Origin of the sequence: Pseudomonas sp. RC3H12, from assembly GCF_018596375.1 — a bacterium.
Lineage (GTDB): Bacteria > Pseudomonadota > Gammaproteobacteria > Pseudomonadales > Pseudomonadaceae > Aquipseudomonas.
This window is the reverse complement of sequence record NZ_CP075595.1, coordinates 3,608,071-3,624,174: the sequence shown is the minus strand read 5'-3', so window position 1 is coordinate 3,624,174 and position 16,104 is coordinate 3,608,071. Positions and strand designations below refer to the sequence as shown.

Sequence of the window (16,104 nt, the reverse complement as noted above, 5' to 3'; positions counted from 1 at the left end):
GCAAGACGACGCCCCGCCTATCGGCAGGGCCGGTGCTGCACGAAGGTCAATCCAATAACAAAATGAGGTTGTATTGCTATGCCAGTCGGCAACCACCCTGCCCAAGGCGAGTCCGCCCAGGGCGGCCCGCTCAAGCGCGAGCTGGGCGAACGGCACATCCGTCTGATGGCCCTCGGCGCCTGTATCGGCGTCGGCCTGTTCCTCGGTTCGGCCAAGGCCATCGAAATGGCCGGCCCCGCCATCATGCTCTCCTACATCATCGGTGGCCTGGCCATCCTGGTGATCATGCGCGCCCTTGGCGAGATGGCCGTGCACAACCCGGTCGCCGGGTCGTTCAGCCGCTACGCCCAAGACTACCTCGGCCCGCTGGCGGGCTTTCTGACCGGCTGGAACTACTGGTTCCTGTGGCTGGTGACCTGCGTCGCCGAGATCACCGCGGTGGCCATCTACATGGGCATCTGGTTCCCCGATGTGCCACGTTGGATCTGGGCGTTGATGGCCCTGGGCAGCATGGGCGCGATCAACCTGATCGCGGTCAAGGCGTTTGGCGAGTTCGAGTTCTGGTTCGCCCTGATCAAGATCGTCACCATCATCGCCATGGTGCTCGGCGGCATCGGCATCATCGCCTTCGGCTTCGGCAACGACGGTGTGGCCATGGGCGTCTCCAACCTGTGGAGCAACGGCGGTTTCATGCCCAACGGCGTGACCGGCGTGCTGATGTCGCTGCAGATGGTGATGTTCGCCTACCTGGGCGTGGAGATGATCGGCCTGACCGCCGGCGAAGCGCGCAACCCGCAGAAGACCATCCCCCAGGCCATCGGCTCGGTGTTCTGGCGCATCCTGCTGTTCTACGTGGGCGCGCTGTTCGTGATCCTGTCGATCTACCCGTGGAACGAGATCGGCAGCCAGGGCAGCCCGTTCGTGATGACCTTCGAGCGCCTCGGCATCAAGACTGCCGCGGGCATCATCAACTTCGTGGTGATCACCGCCGCGCTGTCGTCGTGCAACGGCGGCATCTTCAGCACCGGGCGCATGCTCTACAGCCTGGCGCAGAATGGCCAGGCCCCGGCCACCTTCGCCCGCACGTCGAAGAACGGCGTGCCGCGCAATGCGCTCCTGCTGTCCATCGCCGCGCTACTGCTGGGTGTCCTGGCCAACTACCTGGTGCCGGAGAAAGTGTTCGTCTGGGTGACCTCCATCGCCACCTTCGGCGCGATCTGGACCTGGGTGATGATCCTCTTGGCGCAGTTGAAGTTCCGCGCCGGGCTCACCACCGCCGAGCGTAATGCGCTGAAGTACCGCATGTGGCTGTGGCCGCTGAGCTCGTACCTGGCGCTGGCGTTCCTGGTGCTGGTGGTGGGCCTGATGGCGTACTTCCCGGACACCCGTGTGGCCCTGTACATCGGCCCGGCGTTCCTGGTGCTGCTGACGGCGCTTTACTATACCTTCCGCCTGGCGCCTAAAGAGGCGCAGGGTGCGGTGAGTGCCGCCTCCTGATGAACGAAGCCCCGGCCAGTGCCGGGGCTTTGTTTTTGTGTTTTCTGCACCCGCTCCCGCGGTCTATCAGGCTGCCGCTTCGCTGTGCGGCTCGAAGCTGTCGGCCCGCGCCAACTGCCACATCCGCGAATAGAACTGCCCGTTCACCTCGCCGGTGAGCAACTCACCCGGCTTGAGGAACACATGCATCTGCGAGAACAGCTTGATCTCGGTAGCCGAGATACGCCGCACCAGGTGCTTGGCCTCCAGTTGCGCTGGGTGCTCCAGCCCTGCGGCGGCGAGCATTTCGGCCAGGGCGCGCAGGGTGTTGTGATGGAAGTTGAGCACTCGCTGGGCCTTGTCCGGCACCACCAGTGCGCGCTGGCGCAGGGCGTCCTGGGTGGCCACACCGGTCGGGCACTTGTTGGTGTGGCAACTCTGCGACTGGATGCAGCCGATGGCGAACATGAAGCCGCGCGCCGAGTTGGCCCAGTCGGCGCCGATGGCCAGCACGCTGGCGATGTCGAAGGCGCTGACGATCTTGCCGCTGGCGCCGAGCTTGATCTTGTCGCGCAGGTTCAGGCCCACCAGGGTGTTGTGCACGAACAGCAGGCCTTCGCGCAGCGGCACGCCGATATGGTCGGTGAACTCCACCGGGGCGGCGCCGGTGCCGCCTTCCTTGCCGTCGACGACGATGAAGTCGGGCAGGATGCCGGTTTCCAGCATGGCCTTGGCAATGCCCATGAACTCCCAGGGGTGGCCGAGGCAAAACTTGAAGCCCACCGGCTTGCCGCCGGACAGCTCACGCAGCTGGGCGATGAACTGCATCATTTCGATCGGCGTGGAGAAGGCGCTGTGACGCGACGGTGAGATGCAGTCCTCGCCCATCAGGATGCCGCGAGTCTCGGCGATCTCCTTGGTCACCTTGTGCTTGGGCAGGATGCCGCCGTGGCCGGGTTTGGCGCCCTGGCTCATCTTGATCTCGATCATCCGCACCTGCGGGCTCTGCGCCTGGGCGGCGAAGCGCTCGGGGTCGAAGCGGCCATCCGCGGTGCGGCAGCCGAAGTAGCCACTGCCCAGCTCCCACACCAGGTCGCCGCCGTGTTCGCGGTGGTAGGGGCTGATGCTGCCTTCGCCGGTGTCGTGGTGGAAGTTGCCCAGCTTGGCGCCCTGGTTGAGGGCGCGGATGGCGTTGGCGCTGAGCGAGCCGAAGCTCATGGCCGAGATGTTGAAGATCGACGCGGAGTACGGCTGTGTACATTGTGGGCCGCCGACCACGACACGAAAGGCGGCCGGGTCAGCCAGCGGCGCGGGGCGCATGGAATGGCCGATGAATTCGAAGCCCGACTCGTACACATCGATCAAGGTACCGAAGGGTTTGTCCGAGGCCTCGTTCTTGGCCCGGGCATACACCAGCGAGCGCTGGGCGCGGGAGAAGGGCAGCGCATCGCTGTCGGACTCCAGCAGGTACTGGCGGATCTCCGGGCGGATGCCCTCGACCAGGTAGCGGATATTGCCGAGGATCGGATAGTTGCGGCGTACCGCGTGGCGCTGCTGCAGCAGGTCGAACACGCCGATCAGGCTCAGTACGCCGGTGGTCAGGGCGAACGGCCACAGCCAGTCGTGGGCGAGGAAGGGCAGGCTGGCGAAGGTGAACAGCACGCAGGCGGCGAAGAAGGCGTAACGGCTGAGAAGTGACAGGCTCATACGGGGTCCTTGCGGATGGCTCGGTCAGGCTCAGGGGCCTGGGCAAAGGCCGACCATAGCCCGGTTGGGCGGCGTTTTGCCAGCGTACCGGGTGGCACAAAAATGAAAATTCGGGTATCGAAAATCATTCGCATTATGATATGTTATAAAATATCTAATGTGCTTCCCAGGAGATTGCGTCATGAAAGCTGGCATTCATCCCGATTATCGCCCGGTGCTGTTCCACGACACGGCTGCCGATGTGTACTTCCTGATCGGCTCTACGGTGAATACCGACCGCACCCAGGTGCACAGCGATGGCCAGACCTACCCCTACGTCGCGCTGGATGTGTCCAGCGCTTCGCATCCGGTGTACACCGGGCAGCAGCGCAAGACCACGGTGGAAGGGCGGGTGGCCGGGTTCAACAAGCGCTTCGCCGGTTTTCAGGCCAAGGGCTGAACCGCCGCTCCCTAGGTTGCTGCATCGCGCAACAGAAGCTGGCGCCAGTGATCCTGTTCACTGGCCGATGCCTCGACCGCAAACAGGTACCTCCCTGCCACGCGACTGGCGACTGGCACCCCATCGCGGTACAGCAGCCGATTACCCGCCACTGCCGGCACTTTCGTTCCCGGCAGCAGTGTGCCGGCCAGGTTAAGGGGATCGCAGCCGCTGACCACCACCAGTTCCCCGCCCAGCGCGCGGTTGCGCACCTGGCGCAGCAACCCAACCGCTTCGGGCAAGGCGAACTGCTCGCCCGCCAGCCCGGCAATGAAGCGCCCCCCGCGGATCTCGCCACGCGCCTCGAGACGCTGATAGCAGCGCAGCAGTGCGCGCCACGCGGGCAGCACATCGCTCTCGCGCCCCAGCAAGCGCCAGCACACCACGCCATAGCGGCGCAGCAGGCTGCGGGCCACGTGTTCCAGGCGCTGGTCGCTGTCGACCGTGGCGGCCGAGCGGCGCAGCAAGGCCCAGCGTCCGGCATGGGCCATGCTGCTCGACAGTGCTGGGTGCCCGCGCCGGCTGGTGCGAGGCCTGCGCCTGGCCGCCGGGCTGATGAGGCTGCGCAGGCCGCTGAAACCGTCGGCGCTGGCCAGGCCCGAGCCCACCAGTTCCTGCAGCGCCGACTCTAGCTCGCTGGGCAACAGGCGGGCTTCATGGGCCAGTTCGTCGAAGAACAGCGCGCCTTGCTCCTGCAAGGCTTGCAGGACTCGCTGCGCGCGGGCGCCCAGCTGTTCGAGGTCGGGCGCGGGGGTGAGGCTGCGCCACAACCCCAGGTGCTCACGCGGCAGCAGTACCAGGGGCGTGCTGGCCAGGGTGCTGGCCGATAGCGTTGCCGCCAGTCGACTCCAGGCCCACTGGCCGCTGCGGCAGGCCTCATCGAGCCAGTGGGGGCTGTAGTCCTTGATTCGCGCCGGCAGCAGGTCGCTTTCCCAGGCCCCGGCGGCGGCGGGAAAGCCCTGCAACTGGGCAAGCACCTCGGGTACTGCCTGCGGCCCACGCAGGCGGGTTTCGCCGCTCACGTGCTGCCAGTCGAACAGGAAGCGCAGGTAGTCCTGCAGGCTGACCGGTTCGATCTCCTGGCGCAGGCGTTTGACCGTGTAGCGATGAATGCGCGCCAGCAGGTGCCGTTCGCACCATTGCAGGCGGGTCTGGCCGGGGCTGAAATGGCCACGCATCACGAGGCCCTGGCCCTCCAGGCGGGCCAGGGCCTGTTCGCAGTCGCCGGCCTTCAGCGCCAGAGGTATCGCGATTTGCTCCAGCGTCATCGGGCCAAAGCCATCGAGGCGGCAGCGCAGCAGTTCCGTGAGGGCGGTATCGCTGTCGACGGGGGCGTCATAGCCCGGCAATAGCGGCATGTCCGGTTCCAGGCGAGCATCCTGGTACAACGTCAACAGGGCCTGCTGGCGCTCGCGGGCCAGCCACAGACGGTGTTCGCCCGTATCCAGCTGACAAGCCCGGCCCGCCTTGGCCAATTGCTGCAACAGGGCGCGCCAGGCGCCATTGGTATCTACTTCGTGCTCGGCCATGGCCCCCAGGCTCATCAGCGCCTCATGCATTTCGTCGGGGTTGCGAGCCTGGGGCCAGGCTTCGGCCTGCACCGCGGCAATGGCGTCGGCGTCCAGCGCGCCCAGGTCGTCGGCGCTGTGCACGTCGCTCCAGCGTCGGTTGAGCACGGCCTGGGTGCGTCGCTCTTCCAGCGGCGCGTCGTCGAGAAAGGTGTAGGGGCGGGCATTGAGAATCGCCGAAGCCAGCGGCGAGGGGGCCGGCAGATCGCGACTGAGCAGGTCTACTTCACCGCGCTCCATGCGCCGCAGCAGCGCCAGCCAGCCTTCGCTGTCCATGGCCTCGTGCAGGCAGTCGTCGAGGGTCTGCTCGACCAATGGATGATCGGGGATCTGCCGCTCGCCGACGATGTTCTCCAGGCAGGCGAGCTGGTCGGGGAACACCGAGGCCACCAGGTCCTCGCTTTTCATGCGCTGGATCTGCGGCGCCACCTTGCGACCGCCCACGTAGCGCGGCAGGGCCATGGCCACCGCGGCATTCCAGCGCCAGCGCACGCCGAACAGCGGGGCGTCGAGCAAGGCCTGGACCAGGATCGCTTCGGCACTACGGCTGTTCAGGTAGCGCCACACCTCGTCCAGGTCGAAACTGTGGCTGGTGGACAGTGACAGCACGATGGCGTCCTCGCTGGCCGCCGCCTGCAGTTCGAAGTTGAAGGTGCGGCAGAAGCGCTTGCGCAGGGCCAGCCCCCAGGCGCGGTTGATACGGCTGCCAAAGGGTGAGTGGATGATCAGTTGGGTACCGCCGGACTCGTCGAAAAAGCGCTCCATCACCAGTGTCTGCTGCGAGGGCAGGGCGCCGAGCACCTGCCAGGTGCGGCCGAGGTAGTCCAGCAGTTGGCTGGCGCAGGCTTCGTCCAGTTCATAAGTTGCCTGGAGCCAGGCCAGCACCTGTTTAGCGTCGCCGGCCTGCAATTGTTGGTCGATGCGCTGCTGCAGCCGGGCCACCGCGGCGGACAGCTCGTCGCTGCGCCCGGGCGCCTCGCCGAGCCAGAACGGGATGGTCGGGGGCAAGCCGTGGGCATCCTCGACCCGCACCCGCCCAGGCTCGACGCGCAGGATGCGGTACGACGCGTTGCCCAGCTGGAAGATATCGCCGGCAATGCTCTCGACGGCGAAATCCTCGTTAACGCTGCCGATGTTCAACGCCTGGGGTTCGAGCAGCACGGTGTAGTCGGCGGTTTCGGGGATGGTGCCGCCGCTGGTCAGCGCGGTCAGCTGGCTGCCGCGACGCCCACGCAGGGTGCCGTTCACCGCATCGCGGTGCAGGTAGGCGCCGCGCACGCCCTGGCGGCCGTTGTAGCCCTCGGCGAGCATGCGCAGCAAGGCCTGGTAATGCTTCTCGTCCAGCTCGGCATAAGGCGTGGCCTGGCGCAGCAGGTCGAACAGCGCGTGTTCGGACCACGGCTGGTTGCTGACCTCGGCGACGATCTGCTGGGCCAGCACGTCAAGCGGCGCGTGAGGGATGTGCAAGGCATCCAGCTCGCCCTGGCGAACGCAGTCGAGCAACGCCACGCACTCGATCAGGTCGTCGCGCGAGGTGGGGAACAGTCGACCCTTGGGGATGCCCTCGACCTGGTGGCCGGAGCGTCCGACCCGCTGCAGGAACGCGGCGATCGAGCCGGGCGAGGCGATCTGGCAGACCAGGTCGACATCGCCAATATCAATGCCCAGCTCCAGCGACGCGGTGGCCACCAGCACCTGCAGTTCGCCAGCCTTGAGCCGCTGCTCGGCAGCCAGGCGATGCTCCTTGGCCAGACTGCCGTGATGGGCGGCGACCGCGTCGTTGCCCAGGCGCTCGCCCAGGTGGCGCGTCAGGCGCTCGGCCAGGCGTCGGGTGTTGACGAACACCAGCGTGGTGCGGTGCTCGCGGGCGAGGACCGCGAGGCGGTCGTGGACCAGGCTCCAGACATCGGTGGCCATCACCGCGCCCAGTGGCACGGGCGGCACTTCCAGAGCCAGGTCGCGTTTGCGGACATGGCCGATATCGACAATGGCGCAGGGCCGTTCGTGGCCAACTAGAAACTGCGCCACGCGCTCCACAGGCCGCTGGGTCGCCGACAGGCCGATACGTCTCAAAGGTCGGCCAGCGAGGGCTTGCAGGCGTTCCAGGGTCAGCGCCAGGTGGCAGCCACGCTTGTTGCCGGCCAGGGCGTGGATCTCGTCGACGATCACCGTGTGCACACTGGCCAGCCCCTGGCGGCCGGAGGCCGAGCCCATCAGCACATACAGTGATTCCGGCGTGGTCACCAGGATGTGCGGTGCCAGCTTGCGCATGGCGGCGCGGTCTTTCTGGGGAGTGTCGCCGGTGCGCACGGCGGTGGTGATGCGCGGGGCCTCTAGACCGAGCTGTGCGAACTGGTGGCTAATGCCCGTGAGCGGGGCGTCGAGGTTGAGGCGAATGTCATTGGACAGCGCCTTGAGCGGCGACACATAGACCACCTGGGTTTGCGCGGGTAGCGCGCCAGCGTGTTCCAACCCTTGGCGGAACAACTCGTCGAGCACCGCGAGGAAGGCGCTGAGGGTCTTGCCCGAGCCGGTCGGCGCGGCCAGCAGCATCGACTGGCCGGCATGGATCAGCGGCCAGGCGCCGGCCTGGGCCTCGGTGACCGTGGCAAAGCGCTGGCGGAACCAGGTGGCGACGGCGGGGTGGAACAGGTCGAGCACCGGGTGGAGCTGGGCGGGCAGGTTCATGGGTTGGTTATGGCGGGTAAGCAGGGGAATGACAAGGGGCCGTTCGTCTGCCTGTTCTGGCCCTGTCGAGTACTCGTGGGGGCAGCGGTTCGCCGCTGCGACTTGCCCCGCGACAGGGCCCTGTCAGGTATCCTGCGCAACCTCAGTAAACCGAGTGTCCAGCATGCCCAAGACCATCCGAATCGCCGCCGCCCTGCTCATCGACCCCCAAGGGCGGACGCTGCTGGTACGCAAGCGCGACACCCTGGCCTTCATGCAGCCGGGTGGCAAGATCGACCCGGGCGAGTCGCCGGCGCAGGCGCTGGTGCGTGAGCTGCACGAGGAACTGGGGTTGCATGTCGATCCCGCCCAGGCCATCCACCTGGGCCGCTTCAGCGCCCCGGCCGCCAACGAGCCGGGCTTCGAGGTCCAGGCCGAACTGTTCCGTGTCGAGTGCCGCGAGGCGGTGGCTCCGGCGGCGGAAATCGAAGAGGTCATCTGGCTGGCCCTAGACCAGGCGAACACGCTGAACCTGGCGCCGCTGACCCGCGACCTGATCCTGCCGCTGTGGCGCGCAGGCTTCAACGCACCGCGCTGACCCCGTCGAGGGTGGCGAACGAGGTGTCCTTGGCGGTCAGCAGGAAGTCGCGCATGTACGGCGCATCGAGCATGTCGGTGCGCACCGCCGCATAAAGGGTGGCGAACAACCCTTTGTCGCCCAGTCGCTTGCCCTTCACATAACCCCGCGAGCTGTATTCGTGCAGGGCCCAGTGCGGCATGCCGCATACGCCACGACCGCTGGCCACCAGTTGCATCATCATCACCGTCAGCTCCGAGGTGCGCACCGCGGCCGGCTCGATGTCGGCCGGCTCCAGGAAGCGGGTGAAGATGTCCAGGCGGTCGCGTTCCACCGGGTAGGTGATCAGGGTCTGGTCGAGCAGGTCCTCGGGCACGATGTATGGCTTGCCGGCCAACGGGTGCTGGTTGGCCACGGCGAGCATGGCTTCGTAGGTGAACAATGGCACGTAGGTGATGCCGGCCAGGTCCACCGGATCGGACGTCACCACCAGGTCGAGGTCGCCACGAGCCAGGGCCGGCAACGGGGCGAAAGCAAAGCCCGAGGCCAGGTCCAGCTCCACTTCCGGCCAGGCGTCGCGGAACTGGTCGATGGTCGGCATCAGCCACTGGAAGCAGCTGTGGCACTCGATGGCCATGTGCAGGCGCCCGGCGGTGCCGCCGGCCAGGCGGGCGATATCACGCTCGGCGCCACGTAGCAGGGGCAGGGTGGCGTCGGCCAGTTGCAGCAGGCGCAGGCCGGCGCTGGTGAAGCGGATCGGCTTGGTCTTGCGCGCGAACAGGGGCAGGCCGAGGCGTTCCTCCAGTTCCTTGAACTGGTGGGAGAGCGCCGATTGCGTCAGGTGCAACCGTTCAGCGGCCTCCACCAGACTGTCAGCTTCGCGCAGGGCGTGAAGGGTTTTCAAGTGACGTATTTCCAGCACGGTGAAACTCCAACGATATTCGGGCGCAGACTGCTCAGAAATGTTGAGTTTCCCTCATGTTGATGGTGTCTGTCGATGTATGGCGCGAGGGGCCTGGGCCGGGCCCCTCGCGGTCGATCAGAACAATGCCGTGAAGTGCTTGCGAGCGATGACCCGCGTCAGTTCACCGCGCCAGATCTGCTCGACGTGGCTGTCCTGCCATTCCCGCCCAAGGCGCCGTTGAGGGACGGTCTTCAAGTGCGCCTTGACGAAATCGTCGAAGGAGGGATTGGCCTTGTTGAAATGGAAGTGGGCATACCACAGTGGACGCGGCGAGGTTTCACGGGTATCGAGTACCACGAATTCCTGCAGGAAGTCCCTGCGGCCATCGCTGGTCTGTCGCAGCTCCACCAATCCGCCCTCCTTCTCGATCCGGACCAGGCCTGCGTCGTGCAGATAATCAAGGTGTGCGCTATTGGGGTGGCGTGTACCGATGATGTAGTCGACGCGCAGTGCCTTGCCATGCCGCGTCGACGCCTGTGCCATGTCGCGCAACTGCTGTACCAGGCTGTCGTCGTTTGCCTGCTCGGCGATTCGTGAGGCGAGGTTTTCCAGATCGTTAGCCTTGAACTGCATGAGATCGTCAAGACTGGTACCGTCCATGCCTTGATTGGCGTACTGCTGCACCTTGCCTCGATACGCTTGCAGTTCGTCCAGTTGACGCCTGGCCTCGGCACGCAGCTCCTTCAGGGATACCGTAGGGCCAACGCTGGGGCCGGTGTCCGGGTTGGTCAGGGTGAATTTTCCCGAGCGATCCTGGTGATAGATCTCGGTTCGCCCGTTGACCCCGGTGATGCGGTACACGTTGGGGCTATGCTGGTCTGGCTCACCGACCAGCAGGCGGTTGTCGATGGTTTCGAATACGCGGGGCTGGCGGGTGCCCTTCTTGCTGGCCAGCGCTGCGGGCTTGGTTTTATTGAGCAGCAGCCCTTTGAAATGCGCTTCATAAGCTGTCAGTGACGACTCCAGGCGCTGCGCGGCAGCGGGGTCGAGGTACGTTGCGTAGCTGCCGAGCCAGTATTTCAACTGATGACGAAAACGTTCGGAATGCTGTAGCGACGCTGTGATGATGGTGGCACGTTGTGTGGCCGAGGCTTTTGTTTCGCCCAGCTGGTGTAAGGCATACAGTGCGCGGTCCAGTGTTGTTCGCGGTTCTTTCATTTGGAATTGCAGGCGGATGCTGGCGCCGCTCATCGCCTGGCCCGGTTTGAGCAGCAGCGCAGTCAGTTGGCCGATAGCCATGAAGTTCAAAACGGGGTCGCTGAAAACGCTCAAGGTGCTGTCGATGGTTTTGAACAAGTCCTTATGTTCGCCAATCTGCTGTACTTGCTTGCGCCAGGAACGTAGGTGGGCGACTTGTTCGCGGATATCATCCACAGCCGCCAGTGCATTTTGTCGGGCCTTATTCATCCTGGCCCTCAGGTTGGACAATTGCTCGAAGATGACCTGGAACTGCCTGTCGTCCAGGCCCGGCGAGAGTTCGGTGGATTTTTGATGAAGACGTAGTTTGAGACTCTCTATTTCATCCATCACGAGAGTGAGTTGGGTGCGGGCTTCGCCGCTGAGGCGTTGATGACCATTGCAAATAAGTATGGCCAGGTCGTTCGCCTGATCCTTCGCCCTTTTGCGAATACGCCCGGCGGAAACCTGCTGGAATGCCTCACAATCACGGTGAATGCGCTCTGCGTCGGCGATGGTGCTTTTCAGCGAAGCCTTCAGTGATGGGTCAAGCTTTCCCTGTTGTTCCAGAGCGCGCTTCATCTGTTGATTGAGCTCGTTGGCACGAGGTTGCAGTAACTGCATGTCGCGGGTAATGCTGTCGCGCAAGCGGTTGTGCTGGCGATAGGCGTGGTCGCGCCACCAGCGTGGCAAGCGTTCGCGTATCACCGCGGGCCAGAGTGGTTCGAGCGTATCGGCAACGCGGCCAAGAGCTTGACCACCACCGACGCCCGCACCCTGGCGGTGCACGCCATAGAGCGCGAAGTGCGTATCCCACTCGCCGTGCTCGTCTTGCGCGATGGCGCGTTTCCACTTGTGGCGGGTGTTGCCATCCAGCTGCCAAGTGCGTGCTGTCGAGTCCCAGCTCACTTTGTAGGGTTGGTTGCCGACCAGAATGAAGTGCCCTTCGGCGTGCCGGTAGATGCCTCGGTACTTGCCGTGCTTGGCCGGTTGCAGTCCCTCCAGCGATAGGGGGAGCTGATACTCCAGCCCGGTGAAGCGGTCGAGGCTGCGCTGGGGCGATGAGTCCTGACGCAGGCGGATGGTCCCTTGGCCCAGACCATGGGCGCGACGCATCCTGTCGGCTCGGCGCAGGAGCGCGACATTGATGCCGATACCTCCTCCAAGTAAGTCCATCGCGACATCGATCAGCGAGACAATCAAGTCGTTGATGGCTTGCAGGACGTCACCGGGCGAGCCCTTGGAAAAAGCCCCCACTACTTCGCTGGCGCTGACGAATGCGTCGTAGGCGCTGATCGGCAGCCCCAGGAACGGGATCGCCCCCAGGGCGATCTTGAACCCTATCAGCACGCCAGCGCTCTGCCCGGCCAAATGCTCGAAAAACAGGTCCAGGTTGGCGCGCGACGTCGCGCGATGTTCCATCACCAGGCGCCCTCGGTGGGCTTCGAGCAGGTGGGCGGCCAGTGAGGTGGTAATGGGCCAGGCGGTACCTACACCTATCATGCGGTCGAAATGGCGAGCGCGCGCTTCGCGCAGCCGTGTGCGATGGGCGCCAGGGTTTCCGCTCAGTGCCCGGCTGACGAGGTAGTCGTCGCGCTCATCGAACAGCGCCAGCCGCGCCTGCTCGAGACTGTCGTACTGGCGCAGCCCGTGGGTCGGGTGATCGGGACAATAGAGCAAGGTGACCTTGCTGGCTCGGTCCTCGATGAATGTCACCCCCGACAGTGTCGTGGGTTGCTCGTCGGTATCCTTGCCGCCAGCCGTCAACTGGGCGGGCAACAGTTGGATGTCATGGCCGTCGGCCTGGAAGGCCGATCGGCTGTCGGCATCAATTGCCACGCAAAGGATCGCGTGGCCGACGCTATCCAAGTCCCCTCGTTGGTGATACAGCAGGTTTTGCAACTTCAGCATCAAACGATGAGGAGCTATCAGGCATTCTCGGCGATAGGCATGGGCATATTCTGACTCGGTGGGGTCGCTGAAGACGGTATGGAGCGCCGATTCGTAGCGCCCGGCAAGGTCCAGGCGGCGTGCCAGGTCGTGCAAGTAGGCGCGATCGAGGCCTTTCTCGATGGCCTGCCCTGGCGGCTGCCCGTCGGCTCGCTTGGGTTTGGCGAAACTCAGGCGTTCGAGCAGGGTGCTGTCGATGTTTTGCAACAGTAGGCTCTCAAGCGTGACCTCCTCGGTCTCCCGGCTTGCGGTCAGCACTGGCCGGGTTGGCGTTCCTGGAGCGCCACTGCCTACGACCGGATGATTGCGCCAGCTTGTCGAAAGCGGGAGTTGCAGAAGAATCCGGCCACCGTCGAAACCATCGAAATCCTGTATCAGGGTTTTCGACACCCATTTCTGGCAGAACGCCGTGCGTTCCGGCAGATCGCGATCCATCAGCGCCTGGCTGTCGCGCAAGGCTGCCAAGTAGTCATTGGCCATGGTCTTGAAAGAGGTGCGCACCTCTTCGGTCATCTTGGCGAAGGCGCTGGGTGAGCTGCCTAACCTGCTTGTAAGCTGTTGCTCATCTTTCAGGTGGGAGAGCGCCGCCTCCCGCGTGCCCAGCCAGGGCACCTGCAGGTGTAGGCCCAGGGTCTGTCTTGCCTGCGGTAGTTCAGCAGCCGCGGCGTCGAGCCCTTTCTCGTTCTGCAGTGTCTGCCAGGCTTGGCGCGCATGCGTCAGTTGCGTGTCGAGTGCGTAGGCAAGGCTGTCGCCGACGATAGGCTCGAAGCGAAGCGACAGCTCTGTGCCATGTTGGAACAGATAACGAGCGAGTACGGCCTGGTCGTCACACTGCAACAGCCCTCCGTGCCCCCCAAGCCAGTAAATGGCGAAGGGTTGGCGGGTATCGGGAGTGTTCAGGAGCGTGCGCCTGGCGATGACAACTCCATCGTGCAGCACCTGTTCGCGAGGGCTGCCTGCCGGCTTACTTGGGGCCGAGCGCAATACAGGTGAAGCGGTCAGCGCGCCGTCGTCATTCGAGTTGAACAGCGATTCAACCAATGCGAGCACGCCAGGCGCCAGTTCGCCCAGCAACCGTTTCATTCGGGCATGGGCCAGCAGGGCTTGGCCGTGAGCCGTCAACAAAGCGGGTGGGGCTGTGACCGGGCGGGCGTCGGAGTGCCATTTCGCCGAGGCCAGGATGGTTTCTATCTGGGTCTGGGCGGCCTCACGCGCCTTGTGCAGAATACCTTGTTGTCGTTGATATTCCTCAAGGTCTTGCTGGGAAAGCTGTGCCAGCTTTTTCAGTTGTAGAGCGACCAATTGCACGCGCCTCGACCAGGGTGCCTCCATGCCAAAGGGAGACAGCTCGAACAGTGAGTGGCCGGAGGGGGCGTCGTCCTCAGCGGACTCAAGGGCAAACGGCATGGCGAAAACCGTTGGATGGCGCCAGTCGCTATACAGTTGATCAGCCAGCGCCAATGCTGTCACTGCGTTGCCAAGGCTTTCACCGGGATCGTGGTCGAGCGTTGCCAGCAAGCTGCTCTCCAGGCTTTCGAAGAGGGTGTCGAAACCTTTTTCGATTGAGTCCACTGGGGTGTAGGTGGTTTGCCCGAGCTTGGACTCCAGAGCCTGGCGTGACAGGTGATAACTGAGGGTTTCGCTGCTGCCGGGGGAGTAGAGGGTCAGCGTCGATTCGCCTTCGATACTGAAGATCAGCGTGCCTGGCTCGCAGGTGGGTGTTTCGATAAACAGTTGGCGATGATCGCTCCGCTGCGACTCTGGATTGTCCATGACACCTAGCACTGGACGTAGCGCCAACGCTGCGGGATCACTGGCGAACGCTATATCGACGGTGGCCTCGAAATGGCGCCGGTACTGGGTGCGAGCCTGTTCCTTCCGACTCATCGGCGTTCCCGGCGCGCGTTCCTCCCAATAGCGGCTCCAGCACTGCCGAACGAGGCTGGGGAGATTCAGGGCGGCCAGAAGTTCCAGCAATTTGCTCGGCGACTGGAGTGGCGCTCCAGGGTTGCCCGTGATGCGTGCGCATAGGTCAATCATGGGATGTGTGGCGTGATGTTGGGCCCAGGCAGTCAACGCGACGAGATCTATACGTTGTGGCTGCTGCGCCGTTTCAAGCACCAGGTCGACTTGCCCGGGGGCGATGGACAGCGTTTCTTTCAACCAAGTGCCAATGACCTGGCGAACGCCGGGCGCCTGGAGCAGCAGCGTATCGAATATCCGTCGCTGCTCTTCGCACGCTTTACGTGCCTGATGAACAACCGGGACATCCGGCGGTATGGCATCCAGTGGTAGGGGCGTAAGGGCAAACGGAGGGAGGGGGCGTGTCAGCTTGTGCATCAGTCGATCCTTCTTGAGAATTGCCGGATACGGCAACGCCATTGAAGGAAAGGGGGGCGATTGCTGGGTCGTAGTTAATTATCGAATCCGGCCATTCGGCAAGATTCATCAAACTGTCACTGTTTTGTGGCAGCGCGCTGGCAGGAGATTCATCAGACTCGTGCTCAATTGGGGATCTGCATTCTGGTGTTTCTTTCATGCGGGCGTTTTTATTTTTCTTCTTTTTAATGGTCAGCGTGCCGGCGAGCTTTGCCGAGAGCCGCTGTGACGTCCATGTGCCTGTGCAACGGGCCGAGCTGGGTGAGTTGGGCCTGGTCTACCAGAGTGTCGGTGCGCCCCGTGATCCTGTGCTCTTGTTGGTGATGGGCCTGGGCGGGCAATTGATCCACTGGCCGGATGATGTGGTCGAGGCCTTGTGTCGCCAGGGCTTTCGGGTGATCCGCTACGACAACCGCGATGTCGGCCTGTCGCGCTGGAACCAAATGCCGGCTTCGGCGAACCTGACCCTCGAACTGCTGCGCTACAAGCTGGGGTTGCCGGTTTCGGCACCCTACAGCCTGACGGACATGGCCAATGATGGCGTACGCCTCATGGATGCGCTCGAGGTTCGCCAGTTTCACGTGCTGGGGGTGAGCATGGGCGGCATGATCGCCCAGCATATAGCCGCGATGGCGCCGCAGCGGGTACGCAGCCTGACACTGGTGATGTCCAGTTCAGGCGCCGTCGGTCTGCCTGCCCCGGCCCCGGCACTGGTGCAACTGCTGGCGCGGCGCAGTGCACCGAGTCGTGAGGTGGCCATCGAGCAGCAAGCCGACTTGCTGGCGGCGTTAGGCAGCCCCGAGGTCCATGATGACCGCGCTGCCCTGATCGAGCAGGCCGCCTTGTCCTATGACCGGGCGTTCAATCCGGAGGGTGTGAAACGCCAGATCATGGCGATCCTCGCCGAACCCAGCAGGGTCGAGTTGCTCAACCAACTGCGGGTGCCGACGTTGGTGGTGCATGGAACGGCCGACCCGTTGTTGCCGGTGATGCATGGGGTGCATCTGGCGGCGCACATCCAGGGTAGCCAGTTGCGGCTGATTCCGGGGCTGGCGCACCGGTTCCAGGAGCCGTTCAAGGCGCCGCTGCTGGGGGCGGTACTGCCTTACCTGCAGTCGAACCGGCAGGATACGCATATCGCCGGGCTTTAGAGCGAATCACG

8 protein-coding genes are annotated in these 16,104 nt (G+C 64.3%); 4 read left to right on the top strand and 4 right to left on the bottom strand.

Annotated elements, in window-relative coordinates; all coding sequences use genetic code 11:
• Window positions 1-78 precede the first annotated feature (78 nt).
• Window positions 79-1,497 carry an amino acid permease gene (locus tag KHO27_RS16435; protein WP_214500493.1) on the top strand — a complete coding sequence of 473 codons (1,419 nt, stop codon included), beginning with the start codon at window positions 79-81 and terminating at the stop codon, window positions 1,495-1,497.
• Between the two features lie 66 nt (window positions 1,498-1,563).
• Here the strand turns inward: KHO27_RS16435 and KHO27_RS16430 are convergent, their stop codons facing one another.
• Complete coding sequence (locus KHO27_RS16430; protein ID WP_110701928.1) at window positions 1,564-3,183, bottom strand: FMN-binding glutamate synthase family protein; 1,620 nt, start codon at window positions 3,181-3,183, stop codon at window positions 1,564-1,566.
• 181 nt (window positions 3,184-3,364) lie between these two features.
• On the opposite strand from KHO27_RS16430, the gene KHO27_RS16425 reads away from it, so the two are divergent.
• On the top strand, window positions 3,365-3,622 hold the full coding sequence (locus KHO27_RS16425) for a type B 50S ribosomal protein L31 (protein ID WP_102685177.1): 258 nt from the start codon (window positions 3,365-3,367) through the stop codon (window positions 3,620-3,622).
• Between the two features lie 11 nt (window positions 3,623-3,633).
• Here KHO27_RS16425 and KHO27_RS16420 read toward each other — a convergent pair whose 3' ends face one another.
• Entirely contained in the window at window positions 3,634-7,917 is a 4,284-nt protein-coding gene (locus KHO27_RS16420) for a DEAD/DEAH box helicase (protein WP_214500492.1), read from the bottom strand.
• Between the two features lie 163 nt (window positions 7,918-8,080).
• On the opposite strand from KHO27_RS16420, the gene KHO27_RS16415 reads away from it, so the two are divergent.
• On the top strand, window positions 8,081-8,494 hold the full coding sequence (locus KHO27_RS16415; RefSeq protein WP_214500491.1) for an NUDIX hydrolase: 414 nt from the start codon (window positions 8,081-8,083) through the stop codon (window positions 8,492-8,494).
• Here the strand turns inward: KHO27_RS16415 and metR are convergent.
• Both metR and KHO27_RS16405 read right to left on the bottom strand, forming a co-directional pair.
• Window positions 8,478-9,395 carry a transcriptional regulator MetR gene (metR, locus tag KHO27_RS16410; protein ID WP_110701935.1) on the bottom strand — a complete coding sequence of 306 codons (918 nt, stop codon included), beginning with the start codon at window positions 9,393-9,395 and terminating at the stop codon, window positions 8,478-8,480. The two genes, KHO27_RS16415 and metR, sit on opposite strands and share 17 nt — an antisense overlap.
• Before the next feature lie 117 nt (window positions 9,396-9,512).
• The gene (locus KHO27_RS16405; RefSeq protein WP_146603134.1) at window positions 9,513-14,903 is read right to left on the bottom strand and encodes a dermonecrotic toxin domain-containing protein; all 5,391 of its coding nucleotides are present in this window, start codon (window positions 14,901-14,903) and stop codon (window positions 9,513-9,515) included.
• A gap of 197 nt (window positions 14,904-15,100) precedes the next feature.
• Here KHO27_RS16405 and KHO27_RS16400 point away from each other — a divergent pair, with 197 nt between their 5' ends.
• A complete protein-coding gene (locus tag KHO27_RS16400) occupies window positions 15,101-16,093 on the top strand; it encodes an alpha/beta fold hydrolase (protein ID WP_214500490.1) in 993 nt (330 codons plus the stop codon).
• Window positions 16,094-16,104 lie beyond the last annotated feature (11 nt).

Bases quoted from the DNA above. Each gene is read 5' to 3' on its own strand.
- KHO27_RS16435 (WP_214500493.1), top strand. From the start codon at position 79: ATGCCAGTCGGCAACCACCCTGCCCAAGGCGAGTCCGCCCAGGGCGGC.
- KHO27_RS16430 (WP_110701928.1), bottom strand. From the start codon at position 3,183: ATGAGCCTGTCACTTCTCAGCCGTTACGCCTTCTTCGCCGCCTGCGTG.
- KHO27_RS16425 (WP_102685177.1), top strand. From the start codon at position 3,365: ATGAAAGCTGGCATTCATCCCGATTATCGCCCGGTGCTGTTCCACGAC.
- KHO27_RS16420 (WP_214500492.1), bottom strand. From the start codon at position 7,917: ATGAACCTGCCCGCCCAGCTCCACCCGGTGCTCGACCTGTTCCACCCC.
- KHO27_RS16415 (WP_214500491.1), top strand. From the start codon at position 8,081: ATGCCCAAGACCATCCGAATCGCCGCCGCCCTGCTCATCGACCCCCAA.
- KHO27_RS16405 (WP_146603134.1), bottom strand. From the start codon at position 14,903: ATGCACAAGCTGACACGCCCCCTCCCTCCGTTTGCCCTTACGCCCCTA.
- KHO27_RS16400 (WP_214500490.1), top strand. From the start codon at position 15,101: ATGCGGGCGTTTTTATTTTTCTTCTTTTTAATGGTCAGCGTGCCGGCG.